Here is a 16890-nt window from a genome sequence, read left to right on the forward strand (position 1 = left end):
TATGGCTGGTTTGTCCTTCTTCAGAGCTTTATCCCCTACCAGCCGTTGGAACGGGGTAAAGGGAAACTTTCTTTTGCGATTTTTGCAAAAGATCAGCCCGAACCAATCGGATTTTTGTAGCCTTCACTATTTTTACTAACAACTAGAAATTACTTATCATTAGGTTTTACCGTTTCAGCGGAGCAATGCAATCTACATAATTAGGGGGATTTCTATATGACATCAAATTTGAAGATTCGAAATATCATTTTCATTTTAATCGGTTCCGCTATTTTTTCTTTCGGTATTGTGAATATCAATATTGAAAATCACCTTGCGGAAGGTGGATTTACCGGTATTACACTATTATTGTATTTTCTATTTAAGTTTGACCCTTCTTACTCAAACTTAATTTTAAATATCCCTATATTTATTATTGGCTGGAAGTTACTTGGAAGAACGACATTTTTATATACGCTAATCGGCACCTTTAGCGTATCTTTATTTCTATGGATTTTTCAACGTTACGATGTTCTGAACTTACATTTAAATTTACAAAATGATATGACACTCGCGGCTTTATTCGCCGGGGCATTTATTGGTATCGGTCTTGGAATAATATTTAAATATGGCGGGACTACTGGCGGTGTAGATATTATCGCGAGACTCGCTCATAAATATGTTGGCTGGAGTATGGGGAAAACAATGTTTATGTTTGATGCTATCGTCATTATCGTCTCGATTCTTACATATTTATCATACCGCGAGGGCATGTATACGTTAGTTGCTGTTTTTATCGGGGCGAAGGTCATTGATTTTATGCAAGAAGGAGCCTATGCGGCGAAAGGAGCAACTATTATCTCAGATAAAAACGATGAAATTGCTGCCAAAATTTTATCTGATATGGAACGCGGAGCTACTTTTTTAAAAGCTGTTGGATCGTATACAAAAGTGGAGCGGAACGTATTATATTGCGTTGTTGCTAAAAATGAAATCGTGAAATTAAAAAATATTATTACTTCTGTAGATCCTCATGCCTTTGTTGCAGTAAGTGATGTACATGATGTAGTTGGTGAAGGTTTTACATTAGATGAAAATAAAAATCCGTTACATACATAAATGCAACTAGAAAAGCTCTCTAGCTTTTCTAGTTTTTTATTACATATTTTTTAAGTTTCTCTAAATCCTCATAAATAAGCTCCAATAAACTCCGATTATAAAAAATGGAAGCAGGATGAAAAGTCGGAAAGATATGATATTCTTGCTCTGACCATGTAAACGCTGCACTTTGCATATCCTTTAATTTTTGAATAGGCTGTTTTAATAATTGTCCGTGCACATCTGTGATTTTTGTATTTTTTCCCGTTAAACGTTGAAGACCGATATTTCCAAGTGTGACAATAAGCTTCGGGTTTATTTTCTCTAATTCATAATCTAACAAAGGGGCATGGGCAAGTATTTCTCCTTGATTTGGCGTTCTATTATACTTTTTCTGTATGATTTCACCATTTCGTTCTTTTTTCTCTCGCCACTTATAAGGTCTACTTCGAACAGCGCTCGTAATATATACTTCTTCCCTTGTAACATGAATCCGTTCTAAAAAACCCATTAATTGTTTTCCAGCTCTCCCGCTAAACGGAATCCCATTATGAATTTCTGTTTCACCAGGCGCTTCTCCTAACAACATAAATTTTGGATTTTCAGGACCTTGTCCACTTAAAAAGCCTTCTAACTGATAAGAAGCGCTTTGTTCTTTCACTTGTTTTACTAAATGGCTTGGATATTTCACTTCCCACACTGCCTTTCCGCATTACTTCTATTGCTTCTATTATTTCTATTTGCAGTACATTATATAATTCAATCCACAATACAAAAAAAGACTATCAAATGATAGTCTTTAGTCGTCGCTACGCTGCATACCAGTATACATTAATACGAGACGTAATAATTCAAATACCGCTACAGCTGCAGCCGCTACATATGTTAATGCCGCCGCATTTAATACTTTACGAGCTTGGCCATATTCATCTGTTGATACGATACCTAACGCTTCAATTTGTTGCATTGCACGCTTTGATGCATCAAACTCAACTGGTAATGTAACGAGTTGGAACACAACACCTGCTGCCATTAAAATAATTCCTAATAACAATAGTTTTGACATTGTCGCAAATATACCAATCATAATAAATACCCATGATATATTCGATCCAAAATTCGCCACAGGCACTAACGAATGACGAATACGCATAAAGTTATAATCTTTTGCATCTTGAATTGCGTGTCCTACTTCGTGTGCTGCCACTGCTGTACCAGCAACTGAATGACCATAATAGTTATCTGTTGATAATCGAACTGTTTTGGCAGTTGGATCATAATGGTCTGATAAATGACCTGGTGTTTCTTCTACAGCTACGTTGTATAATCCATTTTCATCTAAAATCTTTCGAGCCACTTCCGCTCCTGTCATACCTGATGTTGAATAAACTTGTGAATACTTGCTATAAGCACTACGTACTCTTGACTGTGCATACAACGGTATGATCATTATGATCGCGAAGTAAATTAAATAAAACATCATGAACCTCCATTGAAGTTTTAATTATAGTACTTCTCATTCTATTTTCTTCTGCCATCATTGTCAATGAATAAACCTTACAATCCATATCTTTATTTATTGCATTATCTATTCTTAGAGTGTACATTACTTTTTCTTTTTTCTCTCTCTCCTTTATATTTTCTCCATCCAACATAAGTTAATGTGAATAAAATAAGACCTCCAGTAATTGTCATAAACCAAATGAGAGAGGGTGCAATTTCATCTTTTTTTACTGTGTGAAATATTTTTTGCAAATCCCCTTTAATGATTCCTACTTGCATTTGCCCACCTTTCGTATTTAACATAACGTTACGAAATTCATCCAAATAAGATAAATGGGCATTTACACGCTGCACTTCGTTTTCTGGCAGGGCAATCATTAAACTTGGATAAATAATATTAAATTCATGTAAAAATGTGTTTAACGTTTGCTGAAACTGTCCCGTATCTTCTTTTTTCATCGCTTTTTCCATTTGAGAAAAGGCACCCATTACTTTTCTTTCTCTTTCCATCCAAAGTGGTTGATATTTCGACACTTGCGCATCAACAGCGAGCTGCAGGGCTAACACATTATCAATTTTAACTTGTTTACCTACATCTGTTTCCGAGAGAGATTGTTTCGCCTTGTCGTAAGCTAAAGAAATAACTCTAACTTGATCTGGCGTTACTTCTTGCTTCTTTTCATTCCCCTTGATAACAAACTGCTCGGAGAAATGTTGTAATACTTGTACTGCTTTTTCATCTTCATTACGCTTCACTAATTGTAATGAGTCGTCTAACAACCCTGTTAGTTCACTCCACTCTTCAGCATATATACGTAACGGAAACATTATAATTAGAAATGCTATTAATCCAATTAATGTTCTCTTCATCACGGTCCCCCCTATAACTACTAGTACAAAATATGTTAATTTGGACAAGAATAGAACAGTACTAGACCGAAAAATATATTATCGTTTTACAAACAAAAAAATTCTCTTTAAACAGAGAATTTTTCCTTTGAAATCCTTTTCTTTTTTACGAAATATCTATACAAGCTGTAACAAAGTATGCTGCCGCATAAAATAAATAATAAAATTGCACACGCAGCATGCATAAAGAATTCTTCTGGTAACATTAATATAATTGGATCCGTTTCAATATCAAACATCCAATAATCATTACTGAATAAAAGCTTATGGAATAATACAAAACTCTTTTCAAAATTAATAGCGATCGGTAACATGAGCGCTATCGGTAACATAATTGTTAAAATTGATCCGTGCAGTAAAAACTTTTCATTTTTCTTTTTTAATAAATAAATCCCGCCTATTATTGAAATCATAATTGTCACATACATTACATATTGAATCTTTACTAAAATATTTTTAACATCTACAAAATGAATACGTCCATTTGTAGACATATCTAATGTTGGCAACTGCAATGCTCCATCATAAAACGGCGATAAATATGTAATAAGCACATCATAATTTCTTTTAATATCATCCTTCGTCATATCCGCTAAATCTGGAATGTTTAAAAAATCAATTTCAAAATAATATAGCCATTTTCCGTATACAACCGCCGTTGTTGCGAGTGCAAATATAGAAAATGCTATGCTATATGAAACAATTATAGTAATCAATCGATCCAATATTTTTGTACCACTCTTATTTTTTTTCATTTTCTCCCCCTAAATGTTCTAGCTATCATAAAGAAAACTGTTTTCGGTTCTCACGCAAGCAATAATAATATGTAAGACATAGTGTGACGATGCTTAGCCAAAACGTAAAGTAACCAATTTTTTCTACAAACAAATGCATAATTCCATATCTCGGCATTTGCCAAAATAAATAATCAATTGCATCATTATGTAATGTCCATATAGCCGCTACCGCAAAATGCCATTTTTTTATACGGTAAAACGGTGCATATAACAATCCTTGTACTGCCATCGCAAAGTGCGAAAGCATTAACATATACCCCATAAGACCAATAGGACCTTTTACATAGATCATAATTGCATTTACAACAACAGCCCATATACCATATTTCATTAAAGTAACAATCGCTAGCGCCTCTATTAATCCCCAATTTCTCTTCCTTAAAAAAGCAATTAAAACAAAGACAAAAAAGAGACTCGCCATCGGGCTATCGGGTACAAACGGCCAAAATATAAGTGAGGTTTCTTTTAATTGATTTCCATACCATATAAATCCGTATATTGTACCTAATATGTTAATAACTAATAAAAATAATAATATAGAGCGTTGTCTTAACATTGCATACAAGTAAACCAAGCTGTATGTCCAACACCTTTCAAACAAAGTCATTCTTTCCTCAAACTCTACTCTATTATATAGTAAACTTTCTTTCATCAAAATAAAAAGCTGACTACAAATTTTGTAGTCAGCTTTTTATTATTTTTTATTATACTTTGCAACGAATTCCGAAAGTTTCTTCAGTTCCTCATCTGTACCTTTAAATACACCTTTAGGCATGGAACCTTTTCCATCTTTCGCAATTTTAGCAATTTCTTCTGGCTTTAAAGTTAAATTTTGCAGTGTCGGTGCTGCTGCCCCGCCCTGTAAATTGTCACCGTGACATGTTAAACAAGTATTTTTTTGCATTAATTTATAGCCGTCATCATTTTTATCAACTGGTGCTGTTTTTACAATTGCTCCTTGTTTTTTTGCAGCTTCCCAGTCGTGGTGTGCTACAGATTCCCAAGTTAAAAAGATAATCGATGCAATTGCTAAAAGCATAAATCCAGTTGCTACAGGACGCTTCAATGGGCGTCTTTCTGGTCCTCGATCAAGAAATGGAGCTAACAGTAATGCGCCAAACGCAATCCCTGGCATAATAAACGCTCCAATTACAGTAAATGAACCAGAAGCATAAGAATACTTTAATAACTGATACAAGAATAAGAAATACCAATCTGGAAGTGGTATATATCCAGCATCAGTTGGATCCGCCATTCTCTCAAGTGGTGACGGATGCGCCACTGTTAAACATAAATAACCGATTAAAAAAACTGCACCAACCATCCATTCTTTTAACAAGAAGTTCGGCCAAAACGCTTCTGTTTTTCCTGGGTATTCAGAATAGTCTTTTGGAATATTTGGTTTCCGAGCTACTGGTACCCGAGAATCTCCTACAAACTTCATCCCTTTGCCGCGATGCATAATCTCCCTCCTTTAGTTCTTTCCCCTTTAATTTAGCAATCTCTTATAGCGGACCGGAAATACCTTGTTTGCGAATCATGATGAAGTGGAAGGCCATTAAACCTAGAAGTGCTGCTGGTAAGAAGAAGACGTGAATAGCAAAGAAGCGAGTTAATGTTTGAGCGCCAACAATTTCGGAATGACCAGCGAGTAATGTTTTAATATAAGGACCAATAAGCGGCGTTTGCTCTGCAATTTGAATCCCTACTTTCGTAGCAAATAATGCTTTCATATCCCACGGTAATAAATATCCGGTAAAACCAAGACCTAACATAACAAAGAAAATAAGAACACCAACAATCCAGTTTAACTCACGAGGCTTTTTATACGCACCCTGGAAGAAAACTCTAAGTGTATGTAAAAACATCATTACAATGACGAGACTAGCGCCCCAGTGGTGCATACCACGAACAATTTGCCCGTATGCAACTTCATTTTGTAAATAATAAACCGATTCCCAAGCATTTTTAATATCAGGCACATAATACATCGTCAAAAACATTCCTGATAAAATTTGAATTACAGTAACGAAAAAGGTAAGTCCTCCAAAGCAATAAACGAATGCAGAAAAGTGATGTGCCGGGTTTACATGTTCAGGTACTTCATGATCAGCGATATCACGCCATATTGGTGTAATATCTAACCTTTCATCTACCCAATCATAAATTTTATTTAGCATCTACTTTGCACCCCCTTTTGGCTTCGCTTTGCCTAAATACAGCGTTCCATCTTTTACTTTGGACTCGTATACATCAAGCGGAGCAAGGGGCGGCGTGCCTTTAATGTTCATTCCGTCTTTTGTGTAACGGCCCCCGTGACATGGACAAAAGAATTGATTAGGATGTGCTTTGTCCGAATTCCAGTTAACTGTACATCCTAAATGTTTACATACTGGAGAGAACGCAACAATGTCTCCGCTTTCATCTTTATGAACCCAAGCTGATTTTGGCTCTTCGGACTTGTACCAACCATCAACCTGCTTCACCTTAAAGTCGAAACGTTTCGGCTCTGTTGTAATATCCTTTACTTGTGCAACAGCAACCATATCCGTTCCCGCTTCTTTTCTTAACACCGGATCAAGCGCAAATCGCGTCATCGGCATTAAAATACCCGCTGCCATAAAGCCTCCTACCCCTGTAAGGGTGTAATTTAAAAACTGTCTTCTTGATACACGATGTTCTTTCTCGCCCACGAAAATTTCCCCCCTCTATCAGAAATTGTCCCCTCGTGATAAATTATATAAAAAATAAAAACTAGGACACTATCATGATATAATACGCTTAGGTACAGGTCAATATCATACTACTCATAATAATAAGAACTTTCTGTTTATTATTACTTTCCCCATTTTTCTTCTAACATCACCATTATATTTTTTATATGTGCATGAATAACTTCTCTTTTCGCTTGATCACTAAATTGTTCTAACGCTAATGAAGGAAACCAAAATAAATCTCCTTGTAACTCTTGCATATCTTCTTTCCATGAAAAATCACTTGTAACATAAGCAATATGCTTAAAACCTTGCTTTTGCAAATGATTTGTCCATTCTTGCAAACGACCTTTTTCATTTTTTTGACTTTCTACTAAATACGTAAATGCCGGTAGTAAAAGTACTCTTCCTTTATATTCTCTTTCCAACTCCATACTCAACAATTCGATAAATTCACCTTGTTCTACTACCATTTTCATTTCTTTTGCTGCCGAAATTGATAAAAGTGGTATAACACCTGTATCTACATACTCTCTTGCTTGCTCAAACTGCTCCACATCTTTTACACTCCATTTCAAATGTCTTCCCTCCCCTCACCTGTAAATGACAGAACTTTCACTTTATATATATTAAACCATACTAAAAGAGGTAAAAAAAGAAAAACTACCTATATTAAGGTAGTTTTTCTTAAAAAGTCTGAAATTTGTAAAATTTTATGAATCCAAATGAATTCTATAACATCTTTAACTCAGCTGTTAACTTATGAAAGGCTTCCTTATCTTGCTTATCCAGCGCTTCATCAATTTGTTTCAAAATACGTTCTCTTCTAAAAGAAAATACACTTTCTTCTAAAAATCTTTCTGCAAGTAAACGATCTTTTTCATTTACTTCAATATGCTTTGGTAAATACGGGTTTTCTTCTAATACAGCTACATAATTGGCATTTTGAAACGATGATTTAAAATTGAGTTGAATATAAATATCTTCATCTCGATTTAAACGAATATCATGAAACGATTTTTCAGCATCTGTTGTCATAACATTTTGTTTAAAAAAGTGAAATGGTGTGTCCTTCACACAATTCGCGGACATCACTAAACCACGTGGACAATATTTTGCATGCTCTACGAAGTGGACTTTATGCATCAATTGGTCATGACTCATTAAATAATTCAAAATCCATACGCATTCACGCTGTTTCAGTTGGTAATTATTCAAAAACCATTTTACAAAATCCTTCTTCTCGTTTACAGAAACAGGGGTATTCATAGCAATTAAGTCCCTCCTCTGTCTTTCTCTTTTCTTTTTAGATTCAAGAAGCGGCATTCAGTTTCCTTCCAACTTATGAAAAATCCTCTAAATTATATAACAATTCTTCAATATGAATTTGTGTCGGGTCTAGTTGTATTAACTGAGTAAATACTTCTTTCGCCTCTTTTCGCATACCTTCTTCCAATAAGAAATAACCGTACTCTTCCAAGAAGTCTGGATGATTCTTAAAAGAAGTATATGCACTTTCATAGTGTTTTAATGCATCCGAATACATTTCTAATTGTTTTTTTGCAAACGCAAGATCCCAAAGTAGTTGTGTATCTGGTTCTCCGCTATCAATCGCACGCTCTACAACTGCAATTAGCTCTTCATACTTTTCTTGTTCTTTTAAGATATACGCATATTTTAATATCGCACCTAAATGTCCTGGATCTAACTCAAGCGCTTTTTGAAGCACTTCCTCTGCTTCTGCTATTTTTCCTAATTTCGCCGCAATGTTCGCTAATTCTACATAAAATGGTACAGAAAGCTCATCTACTTTAATTCCTTCTTGAAGTGTTTCATAGCTTTCTTGAAGCATTCCTTCTTTTTCATAGCTTTTCGCTAAATACATGTACAGCGATGCATACTCCGGATCTAATTCTTTTAGTTCTTGCCAAGCACCAATTGCTCTTTGGTATTCTTCACCTTGGTATAATGTGAAGGCATATCCAAATAATGAGTGGATATCTTTTTGTTCCTCTAAACCTGCTTCATAGTAAGAGATCGCTTCTTCCCAATTTCCAATCGCACTTAACGTTTCTGCGAGGCGAAGTGCAATGACAACACCACCCATGACTTTATGTTCTGCTAATAGCGACTCATAATGAGTGATTGCCTTTTGTTCTTCACCTTTACTACTATATAGCTCTGCTAATCCAAACGTAATAACAGGTTCGTCAGGCATCATTTCTTTCGCCTTTAATAGTTTTTGTTCTGCTACATCATCGAAACCTTGCATTTGGAATAAATCTGCAACAAGTAATAACGATTGAACATATAAGTCATCATTTTCTGGAATATCATGAAGCACTTCAATCGCTTCATCTTCTTTGTCTAGATCAATATATAATTCCGCTAAAAATACAGTGAATTCACTTTCTTCCGGGTACAATAAACGCAAGTCTTCTGTAATAGCTAACGCTTCATCCGTAAATCCAAGTGTATGATAATAGCGAGCGATATCATACTTCTCTTCATCATTCGCAATTTGTAATTGTTCTTTTAATAATTGTAATCCTTTTTCCGCTTCACCATTTTCAATATATGAAACAGCTTGTTCAAACTTTTGCATAAACGTCTCCTTTAATTCTAACAAATATTATTTTCTGTTCATTATCATAAGCAACTAGGTGTATGAACGCAATCTTTAGAATGAGCATACTTCTTCTTGTACTTTCACTGATAACGATTCGAATATGACACCGATACCGCATTACTACTTTCTATTGTACCGTTTTCTTTCATTACCGTGCAAATAACTTCCCTTATTAATTATTAACACGCACGGATCAAGCTTTACAGGCCTTCATTTAAATAAAAAAGACTCCTATATTAGGAGCCTTCACAAACTCTTAAGAGTATGTTTCTTCTTTCTTTACTTGCTCATTTACAAGCTCTTTCAATAATTCTATAATTTCATCATTTTCTTCTTTCAAACCGACAGTAATACGAATACCATCATGTATACCAAATGCAGCACCAGAACGAACAATATATCCTTTCTTCATTAATCGTTCGAAAGCCTCATTACCAGGAATACCGAGTTTTAAGAAAATGAAATTTGTTTGAGATGGATAATAAAATACGTTATATTCCTTACAAAATGCGTAATATTGATTTAATCCTTTTTCATTCTTTTTCACACATTCTTGTAAAAATACTTGATCTTCTAATGCAGCGAGTGCTACAGCCTGCGCTACAGTCGATGTATTAAATGGTAACCTTGCTACTTCTAACTGCCCGATTAAATTTGCATTACCAACCGCATATCCGATACGGAAAGCAGCTAAACCATATGCTTTTGAAAACGTGCGTAAAACCATAAGATTTTCATACTTTTCAAGAAGTGGTAATGTTTGCGGATAGTCTTCTGCCCCCACATATTCATAATATGCTTCGTCCATAATAACGAGCGCTGACTTAGGAACTGATTCTAAAAATGAAAGTAAGTTTTGTTTCTCTACATATGTACCTGTCGGATTATTTGGGTTACAAATCCATACAATCTTCGTTTTATCATCTACTCGCTGTAACATCGCATCTAAATCGTGAATGCCATCTTTAAGTGATACTTCACGAACTTCTGCTCCTTCAATAACAGCATGGTGATGGTATTGCGAGAATGTTGGATTCGCCATTACAACATTTGTTCCTTCATGTAGTAATGCACGGCTAATCATTTGAATGACTTCATCTAATCCACTACCAAACAACAGTTGTTCTGCTTTGACACCTAACTGCTCTGCTACTTTTGTCCGAAGTTCAAATGCATATCCATCTGGATAAAGAGCGTATTGACTCGCTAAAGAAGTTAATGCTTCTGTTACGCGTGCTGAGCAACCGAATGGATTTTCGTTCGATGCTAATTTCACAATTTTTGATAATCCATATTCCCTTTTTACTTCTTCAGTATTTTTCCCAGGTACATATGCTCTCAAAGTTAACAATTGCTCTTTCACTCTCATTTTTCTTCCCCCAGTCATTTTATTCAATTACAATATGGTTATAATCCCTTACTATAATCGTTTATCATTACCGTCACTATTACGAGAATACCTCTAAACAAGCACTTCGCACCTTTTAAACCATATCCTTTTGAAATGCCTCTAACGCAATATGAACAGTCTCATCTGGAATAGATACGACATTCACTACCCCATATTCCTGCATAAGCACCATATGAATCGCTCCAGCATTCGCTTTCTTATCCTGTTTCATCAATTGAACGAGGTTCTCTACATTCAAATCACTTGGCATTTTGGGATATCCGTACTTCAAGAACCACTGCTTCATCTCTTCATAGGAAAGATCAACCTTGTACACTTGCTCACTTAAAAACAAGGCAAATAACATTCCAACCGCTACTCCGTCACCGTGAGTAATATTTCCATATCCTAGTTCTTTTTCAAGAGCATGGCCTAACGTATGTCCAAAGTTCAAATGCGCACGTACACCTTTTTCTGTTTCATCTTGTGATACAATATTTGCCTTTACAGGAATTGCCTTCGTTAATATATGGATTAACTTCTCATCACGAAGATCCGCTAATGTTTGCACTTCTTCTTTTAACCAATGATACAGCTTTACATCACCAATAAGAGCATGTTTTATCACTTCTGCATAACCTGAACGCCACTCTTTTTCAGGAAGTGACTGTAAAAACGGCGTATGATATACAACTACTTCCGGTTGATGGAATGCACCGATCATATTTTTACCTAACGGATGATTGATCGCTACTTTCCCACCTACTGCGCTATCGTGAGCTAATAAAGTCGTTGGAACTTGAACAAAGCGAATTCCACGCATAAACGACGCAGCAACAAAACCAGCTAAATCTCCAATCATCCCGCCTCCAAGTGCAATAATTAAAGAATTTCTATCTAATTTATTTTCAAGAGCTGACGTATGAGCCGCATAGAAATTTTCAAAAGACTTCTCTTTTTCGCCACTCGGTACAATGAATGAAAATACTGTTTGCTCTATTTGCAACGCGTCTACAACTGTCTGTAAATGTAAAGTTGCAACAGCTTCATCTGAAATAATCATGATGTTTGATACAGATGGCTGCATGTTTTGAATGATTGTTGTCAAATGTGACAACGATTCTTTTCCTACATGTACATCATATTCTTTTGATTTCGTTTGAATATGTATGTTTCCCATTAAAATCCCCTCGCATATTCATTATGTTTCTCAATATTTTCACGAATAAGGTCCATACGATCTAATCCGAATTGTTCTATTAAAGCTGTCGCTAATTCCCAAGCCACAACCGCTTCTGCAACGACACTAGCTGCTGGCACAGCACAACTATCTGAACGTTCAATGCTCGCTGTAAAAGGCTCTTTCGTTTCAATATCTACACTTTGAAGAGGTTTATATAGTGTAGGTATCGGTTTCATCACACCGCGCACCACAATTGGCATTCCAGTCGTCATACCGCCTTCTAATCCACCTGCATTATTTGTTCTTCGTGTATATCCATGTTCCTCATTCCACAGAATTTCATCATGAACTTCACTTCCCGGTCTATGCGCTGCTTCAAAACCAATTCCAATCTCGACGCCTTTAAAAGCATTAATGCTCATAATTGCGGCTGCTAATTTTGCATCCAGTTTTCGATCATAATGCACATAGCTACCGACCCCAATTGGCATTCCTTCCACAATCACTTCAACGATTCCACCGATTGAATCTCCATTTGCTTTTGCATCATCAATTGCTTTCATCATTTGGTTACCTGCTTCTTCATCTAAGCAACGTACAGGTGATGCTTCCGTAATACTTTTTAATTCTTCAATTGAACTATACGTAATTTCCTTAGCCTGTACACCGCCAATTTCAATTACATGGCCCGCTACTGTAATACCAAGTTCTGCTAACACCTTTTTAGCAACCGCACCAGCAGCAACACGCACTGTCGTTTCGCGTGCTGAAGAACGCTCCAGTACATTTCTCATATCTCTATGACCATATTTAATCGCACCATTTAAATCAGCATGTCCAGGTCTTGGTTTTGTTACTTTCCTTTTCATTTCTTTTTCTTCTTGTTCCGTTAAAGGCTCTGCGCCCATAATTTTTGTCCAATGTGCAAAATCACGATTTTCAACAACAAGTGCAATTGGAGAACCTAATGTCTCTCCATGTCTAACACCACTTACAATTTGCACTTGATCTGTTTCAATTTGCATGCGTCTACCACGCCCATGCCCCTTTTGCCTTCTAGCTAACTCTTCATTTATATCATCCGCTACTAAAGGCAGTCCTGCTGGAACACCTTCTATAATTGTTGTAAGTTGTGGACCATGAGATTCACCAGCTGTAATATATCGCATACGTTATTCCTCTTTTCGTATATGTATTTATCTCGCTATATTAAGCAATGATATTATCTTTCCTTACTCTAAAAATATGAAAGAAATTATATATTTGATCAGCCATTCGCTTATTCTCCGATAGGCCTTTTACTTTACATATCAATATATCATAACAGCTCTAACTTCGTAACTAATTGAAATAAAAAAAGTGCAAGAAGAATACCCCTATTCTCCTTGCACTTTCTACTATTATCACAGTGATTAAAGCGTTTACAAATTATTTCAAAATAATTAGTAAATCCATTCATTCATTAATTTTGAGTAGTCAACTAATTCTTCTTCCTTAAAGAAAATAGCAATCTCGCGCTCTGCACTTTCTAACGAATCAGAACCATGGATAATGTTTTTCGCAACAGTTACACCGAAATCTCCACGAATTGTTCCAGGAGCTGCTTCATGTGGTCTTGTTTTACCCATCATGTTACGAGCTGTATCTACTACACCTTCACCTTGCCATACCATTGCGAATACAGGGCCAGATGTAATAAAGTCTACTAATTCACCAAAGAAAGGTTTCTCTGTGTGCTCAGCATAGTGTTGTCCAGCAATTTCCGGAGTGACTTGCATTAATTTTGCACCAACTAATTGAAAGCCCTTCTTCTCAAAACGAGCTACGATTTCCCCAATGAATGCACGTTGTACACCGTCTGGTTTTACCATTAGAAATGTTTTTTCCATAAAAAATCTCTCCACTTCTGAATTATGTATGTAATTGTATATCCCCACACACATATTAACACCCTTATCACAATTGTGCAATAGTTTTGAAATAGAGAGATTATTTTATTTTTTAGAAAAAACACTAAAATTTTCGTTTCCCAATATACTTTGCTACATTTTGTAATGCATACTTCGCTTGTCCACGCGGGAGTGGTTTTATGATTTCTAATGCTTTATGTAAATAACGTTCACTAAACGCAAATGCTTGATCAATAGCGGTACTATTTTTTACAGCCTCAATAATTTCTTTCATTTCGTCCGCTGTTGTATTTTCATGTACAGATATGATTTTCTTACGAAGCACTGGATCTTCCATAGCGTATAGGGCAGGAAGCGTAATATTCCCTTGTAGTAAATCTCCGCCAGCAGGTTTTCCAAGCTTCTCTTCTGTGGAAACGAAGTCTAAAATATCATCAATAATTTGATACGACATTCCTACAAAATATCCATACCAAAATAGTCGATTTACCGTATCACGATTAGCACCAGCAGCAATCGCTCCTAGTTGGCAACTCGCAGCAATTAATAATGCTGTTTTTCGCTTTATTCTTCTTAAATACGTTCGTAAATTTTGGTCATAATTGTATTTATCTTTAATTTGTTCAATTTCACCTTTACACACTTCTAAAATGGTATGCGATAGCGCCTGATGCGCCTCTGGAATTTCAATATTTGTAATACATTCAAGAGACTTAGCAAACAAATAGTCCCCTGTATACATTGCAATACGATCTCCCCATTTTGCATTCACAGTTGCACTACCACGTCGTAAAAATGCAGCATCAATAACATCATCGTGAACGAGAGAAGCCATATGAATAAGTTCTAACGCAACAGCTACATGCTTAATTGCATCTAACTTATAATCTCCAAATTTTCCCGCAAGCAACACAAATACAGGACGAATTCGCTTCCCACCAGCTTCAATAAGTTGTAATGCCGCCTCTTCTACCAATGGCTGTTCAGAAGCAACTGTCTTTTTTAATTCTTTTTCTATCACATTAATATCCGATCGTAAAAAAGAGTACATAAGTTGTAACTTCATATTGTTCACCTTAACCTAAAACTTCTTTTTTCTTTTTTCTTTTTTCTATTTCGATTCTGGTTTCATACCTAAATGCATCGCTGCTACCCCAAAAGTAAACGGCTTCACTTGTACACGTTCAAGTCCAGCTTCTTCAAACATATGAGCCAATTCTTTCATACCCGGGAATGTACTAGCAGATTCTTGCAGCCATGAATATTCTTTAAAACTTTTCGCAAATAACTTTCCAAATAACGGCATGATATATTTAAAGTATAAAATATACCCTTGTCGAAAACCAATCATTGTTGGTTGAGATGTTTCTAAACAAATTACTTTTCCACCTGGTTTTACTACACGCGTCATTTCTTTTAATACGTGCATATAATCCGGTACGTTACGTAAACCAAATCCAATCGTTACATAATCAAATGTGTTATCTTCAAATGGAAGTTCCATTGCATTCCCATGTAGAAGTTCTACTTGTTTTAATTGTAACGCCTCTACCTTTTGCTTACCGACAGATAACATATTTTCACTGAAGTCTAAACCAACAACCTTGCCCTGTTCACCTACCGCTCCAGCTAGCGCAATTGTCCAGTCTGCTGTCCCACAGCATACATCAAGAGCCTTGTTACCTGGTTTTACATCCATAATGCGCATCGTCTCTTTACGCCACGCTTTATGTCTTTGAAAACTAATGACAGAATTCATCACATCGTATTTATCAGAGATTTTCTCAAATACATCATGTACTCTTTCTTCTTTTGATTGTTGCATGCTCGTACCTTCTTCCAATGTAAAATTGCTTATGTCTTCGATCTATCTCTTAACACAGAGTTTATTTCACTTATATCTGTGTGGTTTTCCAAAAATTGATTTTCTTTCTTTCTGAGTTCCATCATCCATCCATGAATAACTCTTTCTGCCTCCGCTTGATCCTTCGCAATCCCTTGAACTGCTTGAAAAACAGGTGAATGTTGTTTTTCAGCATGCAGTTCACATTCTTTTTGAAGACGGTTTTTTCCTAGTACATACGTTATAAACGGCTTCCAATGCGATAAATGAAAATGATCACATGTTTTTTGCAAGAGTGCAGACTCAATCGTTACTACACTTTCTATTATGTCATCCATCGTTTCATGCGCTTTTTGATATAACATTATTTTGTGTTCATTAATTTCTTTAATTCCTTCAGCAAGCGCACGAATTAAAACAATATCACGATTCATAGACAGTAAGTAATAATATAACCCACTATAGTAATCACCAGCAAGCACTGTTAACTGGCGACGTTTATGCGATTCATTTGCTTCTTCCCCTGCTTTATTTGATACTCTTTCATGTGTATCAAGCGCAATTTGCACAAGCATAATCGTTACTACATAATGCTCAATTTGTTCTATATGTAAATTTGCACTTTTTAAAGCACCATATAACAATGCTATTTTTTCTTCATCAATAAATGGTTCTTCAATATAGTTTATAAAATAAGGATGGCGTAATTTCTCCATCAATTTCTCTCTTATACCCGCATACCCTCCGTAGATGTCACACACAAAAATCACCCTTGTTTTCTAATTCATAAAACTTATTATAACACATACATTCTATTTTCTATAACCAAAACTTGGCTACTCTTTCCAAACTTCCACCGAACTAAATAACATCTTCCATTCTTTTTAGTAGTCTTTCTATTCTCACTCTGCCTTGCTAAAACTATATCATTTATT

The 16890-nt window shown here is 35.7% G+C and carries 19 protein-coding genes; 1 reads left to right on the top strand and 18 read right to left on the bottom strand.

Going from position 1 to position 16890, the window contains the following annotated elements; translation table 11 throughout:
- Positions 1-216 precede the first annotated feature (216 nt).
- Positions 217-1098 carry a YitT family protein gene (locus MKO96_RS06930; RefSeq protein ID WP_064476612.1) on the top strand — a complete coding sequence of 294 codons (882 nt, stop codon included), beginning with the start codon at positions 217-219 and terminating at the stop codon, positions 1096-1098.
- A 28-nt stretch (positions 1099-1126) separates the two neighbouring features.
- Here the strand turns inward: MKO96_RS06930 and MKO96_RS06935 are convergent, their stop codons facing one another.
- From MKO96_RS06935 to MKO96_RS07020, 18 genes are all read right to left on the bottom strand, one after another.
- Complete coding sequence (locus tag MKO96_RS06935) at positions 1127-1768, bottom strand: uracil-DNA glycosylase (RefSeq protein ID WP_131934796.1); 642 nt, start codon at positions 1766-1768, stop codon at positions 1127-1129.
- Between the two features lie 108 nt (positions 1769-1876).
- Positions 1877-2560: a zinc metallopeptidase gene (locus tag MKO96_RS06940; RefSeq protein WP_073517780.1), complete on the bottom strand. Its 684-nt coding sequence runs from the start codon at positions 2558-2560 to the stop codon at positions 1877-1879.
- A 101-nt stretch (positions 2561-2661) separates the two neighbouring features.
- Positions 2662-3450, bottom strand: coding sequence for a sporulation protein YpjB (gene ypjB, locus MKO96_RS06945; RefSeq protein ID WP_240587089.1), 789 nt, complete (start codon positions 3448-3450; stop codon positions 2662-2664).
- A gap of 107 nt (positions 3451-3557) precedes the next feature.
- Complete coding sequence (lit, locus tag MKO96_RS06950) at positions 3558-4244, bottom strand: lipoprotein intramolecular transacylase Lit (protein WP_240587090.1); 687 nt, start codon at positions 4242-4244, stop codon at positions 3558-3560.
- Positions 4245-4269: 25 nt separating this feature from the next.
- A complete protein-coding gene (gene lhaT, locus MKO96_RS06955; protein ID WP_240587091.1) occupies positions 4270-4860 on the bottom strand; it encodes a lipoprotein heptaprenylglyceryl N-acetyltransferase LhaT in 591 nt (196 codons plus the stop codon).
- A gap of 120 nt (positions 4861-4980) precedes the next feature.
- Positions 4981-5748, bottom strand: a complete 768-nt coding sequence (gene qcrC, locus MKO96_RS06960) for a menaquinol-cytochrome c reductase cytochrome b/c subunit (RefSeq protein WP_240587092.1) — start codon at positions 5746-5748, stop codon at positions 4981-4983.
- Positions 5749-5791: 43 nt separating this feature from the next.
- A complete protein-coding gene (gene qcrB, locus MKO96_RS06965; RefSeq protein ID WP_000932700.1) occupies positions 5792-6466 on the bottom strand; it encodes a menaquinol-cytochrome c reductase cytochrome b subunit in 675 nt (224 codons plus the stop codon).
- Entirely contained in the window at positions 6467-6979 is a 513-nt protein-coding gene (gene qcrA, locus MKO96_RS06970; protein ID WP_087979989.1) for a menaquinol-cytochrome c reductase iron-sulfur subunit, read from the bottom strand.
- Positions 6980-7122: 143 nt separating this feature from the next.
- Positions 7123-7578 (bottom strand): YpiF family protein, encoded by a 456-nt coding sequence (locus MKO96_RS06975; protein ID WP_000872168.1) that lies wholly within the window; start codon positions 7576-7578, stop codon positions 7123-7125.
- Positions 7579-7732: 154 nt separating this feature from the next.
- Positions 7733-8269, bottom strand: a complete 537-nt coding sequence (locus tag MKO96_RS06980; protein ID WP_240587093.1) for a ReoY family proteolytic degradation factor — start codon at positions 8267-8269, stop codon at positions 7733-7735.
- Positions 8270-8342: 73 nt separating this feature from the next.
- Positions 8343-9605, bottom strand: a complete 1263-nt coding sequence (locus tag MKO96_RS06985) for a tetratricopeptide repeat protein (protein WP_240587094.1) — start codon at positions 9603-9605, stop codon at positions 8343-8345.
- A gap of 280 nt (positions 9606-9885) precedes the next feature.
- Positions 9886-10998, bottom strand: a complete 1113-nt coding sequence (hisC, locus tag MKO96_RS06990) for a histidinol-phosphate transaminase (protein WP_240587095.1) — start codon at positions 10996-10998, stop codon at positions 9886-9888.
- 115 nt (positions 10999-11113) lie between these two features.
- Positions 11114-12199, bottom strand: a complete 1086-nt coding sequence (aroB, locus tag MKO96_RS06995) for a 3-dehydroquinate synthase (protein ID WP_240587096.1) — start codon at positions 12197-12199, stop codon at positions 11114-11116.
- Positions 12199-13371: a chorismate synthase gene (gene aroC / locus MKO96_RS07000; protein ID WP_087979986.1), complete on the bottom strand. Its 1173-nt coding sequence runs from the start codon at positions 13369-13371 to the stop codon at positions 12199-12201. The genes aroB and aroC overlap by 1 nt, the downstream gene beginning before the upstream one ends.
- A gap of 273 nt (positions 13372-13644) precedes the next feature.
- Positions 13645-14091 carry a nucleoside-diphosphate kinase gene (gene ndk, locus MKO96_RS07005; RefSeq protein ID WP_000415885.1) on the bottom strand — a complete coding sequence of 149 codons (447 nt, stop codon included), beginning with the start codon at positions 14089-14091 and terminating at the stop codon, positions 13645-13647.
- Between the two features lie 124 nt (positions 14092-14215).
- On the bottom strand, positions 14216-15178 hold the full coding sequence (gene hepT, locus MKO96_RS07010; RefSeq protein ID WP_064476618.1) for a heptaprenyl diphosphate synthase component II: 963 nt from the start codon (positions 15176-15178) through the stop codon (positions 14216-14218).
- Between the two features lie 45 nt (positions 15179-15223).
- A complete protein-coding gene (menG, locus tag MKO96_RS07015) occupies positions 15224-15937 on the bottom strand; it encodes a 2-heptaprenyl-1,4-naphthoquinone methyltransferase (RefSeq protein WP_001187660.1) in 714 nt (237 codons plus the stop codon).
- A gap of 29 nt (positions 15938-15966) precedes the next feature.
- The gene (locus tag MKO96_RS07020; RefSeq protein ID WP_240587097.1) at positions 15967-16716 is read right to left on the bottom strand and encodes a heptaprenyl diphosphate synthase component 1; all 750 of its coding nucleotides are present in this window, start codon (positions 16714-16716) and stop codon (positions 15967-15969) included.
- Between the last annotated feature and the right edge of the window lie 174 nt (positions 16717-16890).

The sequence above is a fragment of the Bacillus sp. ES1-5 genome, from assembly GCF_022487605.1.
GTDB lineage: Bacteria > Bacillota > Bacilli > Bacillales > Bacillaceae_G > Bacillus_A > Bacillus_A wiedmannii.

Bases quoted from the DNA above. Each gene is read 5' to 3' on its own strand.
- hisC (WP_240587095.1), bottom strand. From the start codon at position 10,998: ATGAGAGTGAAAGAGCAATTGTTAACTTTGAGAGCATATGTACCTGGG.
- aroC (WP_087979986.1), bottom strand. From the start codon at position 13,371: ATGCGATATATTACAGCTGGTGAATCTCATGGTCCACAACTTACAACA.
- MKO96_RS06985 (WP_240587094.1), bottom strand. From the start codon at position 9,605: ATGCAAAAGTTTGAACAAGCTGTTTCATATATTGAAAATGGTGAAGCG.
- MKO96_RS06980 (WP_240587093.1), bottom strand. From the start codon at position 8,269: ATGAATACCCCTGTTTCTGTAAACGAGAAGAAGGATTTTGTAAAATGG.
- qcrC (WP_240587092.1), bottom strand. From the start codon at position 5,748: ATGCATCGCGGCAAAGGGATGAAGTTTGTAGGAGATTCTCGGGTACCA.
- qcrB (WP_000932700.1), bottom strand. From the start codon at position 6,466: ATGCTAAATAAAATTTATGATTGGGTAGATGAAAGGTTAGATATTACA.
- MKO96_RS06930 (WP_064476612.1), top strand. From the start codon at position 217: ATGACATCAAATTTGAAGATTCGAAATATCATTTTCATTTTAATCGGT.
- hepT (WP_064476618.1), bottom strand. From the start codon at position 15,178: ATGAAGTTACAACTTATGTACTCTTTTTTACGATCGGATATTAATGTG.
- lit (WP_240587090.1), bottom strand. From the start codon at position 4,244: ATGAAAAAAAATAAGAGTGGTACAAAAATATTGGATCGATTGATTACT.
- MKO96_RS06940 (WP_073517780.1), bottom strand. From the start codon at position 2,560: ATGATGTTTTATTTAATTTACTTCGCGATCATAATGATCATACCGTTG.
- menG (WP_001187660.1), bottom strand. From the start codon at position 15,937: ATGCAACAATCAAAAGAAGAAAGAGTACATGATGTATTTGAGAAAATC.
- aroB (WP_240587096.1), bottom strand. From the start codon at position 12,199: ATGGGAAACATACATATTCAAACGAAATCAAAAGAATATGATGTACAT.
- ypjB (WP_240587089.1), bottom strand. From the start codon at position 3,450: ATGAAGAGAACATTAATTGGATTAATAGCATTTCTAATTATAATGTTT.
- ndk (WP_000415885.1), bottom strand. From the start codon at position 14,091: ATGGAAAAAACATTTCTAATGGTAAAACCAGACGGTGTACAACGTGCA.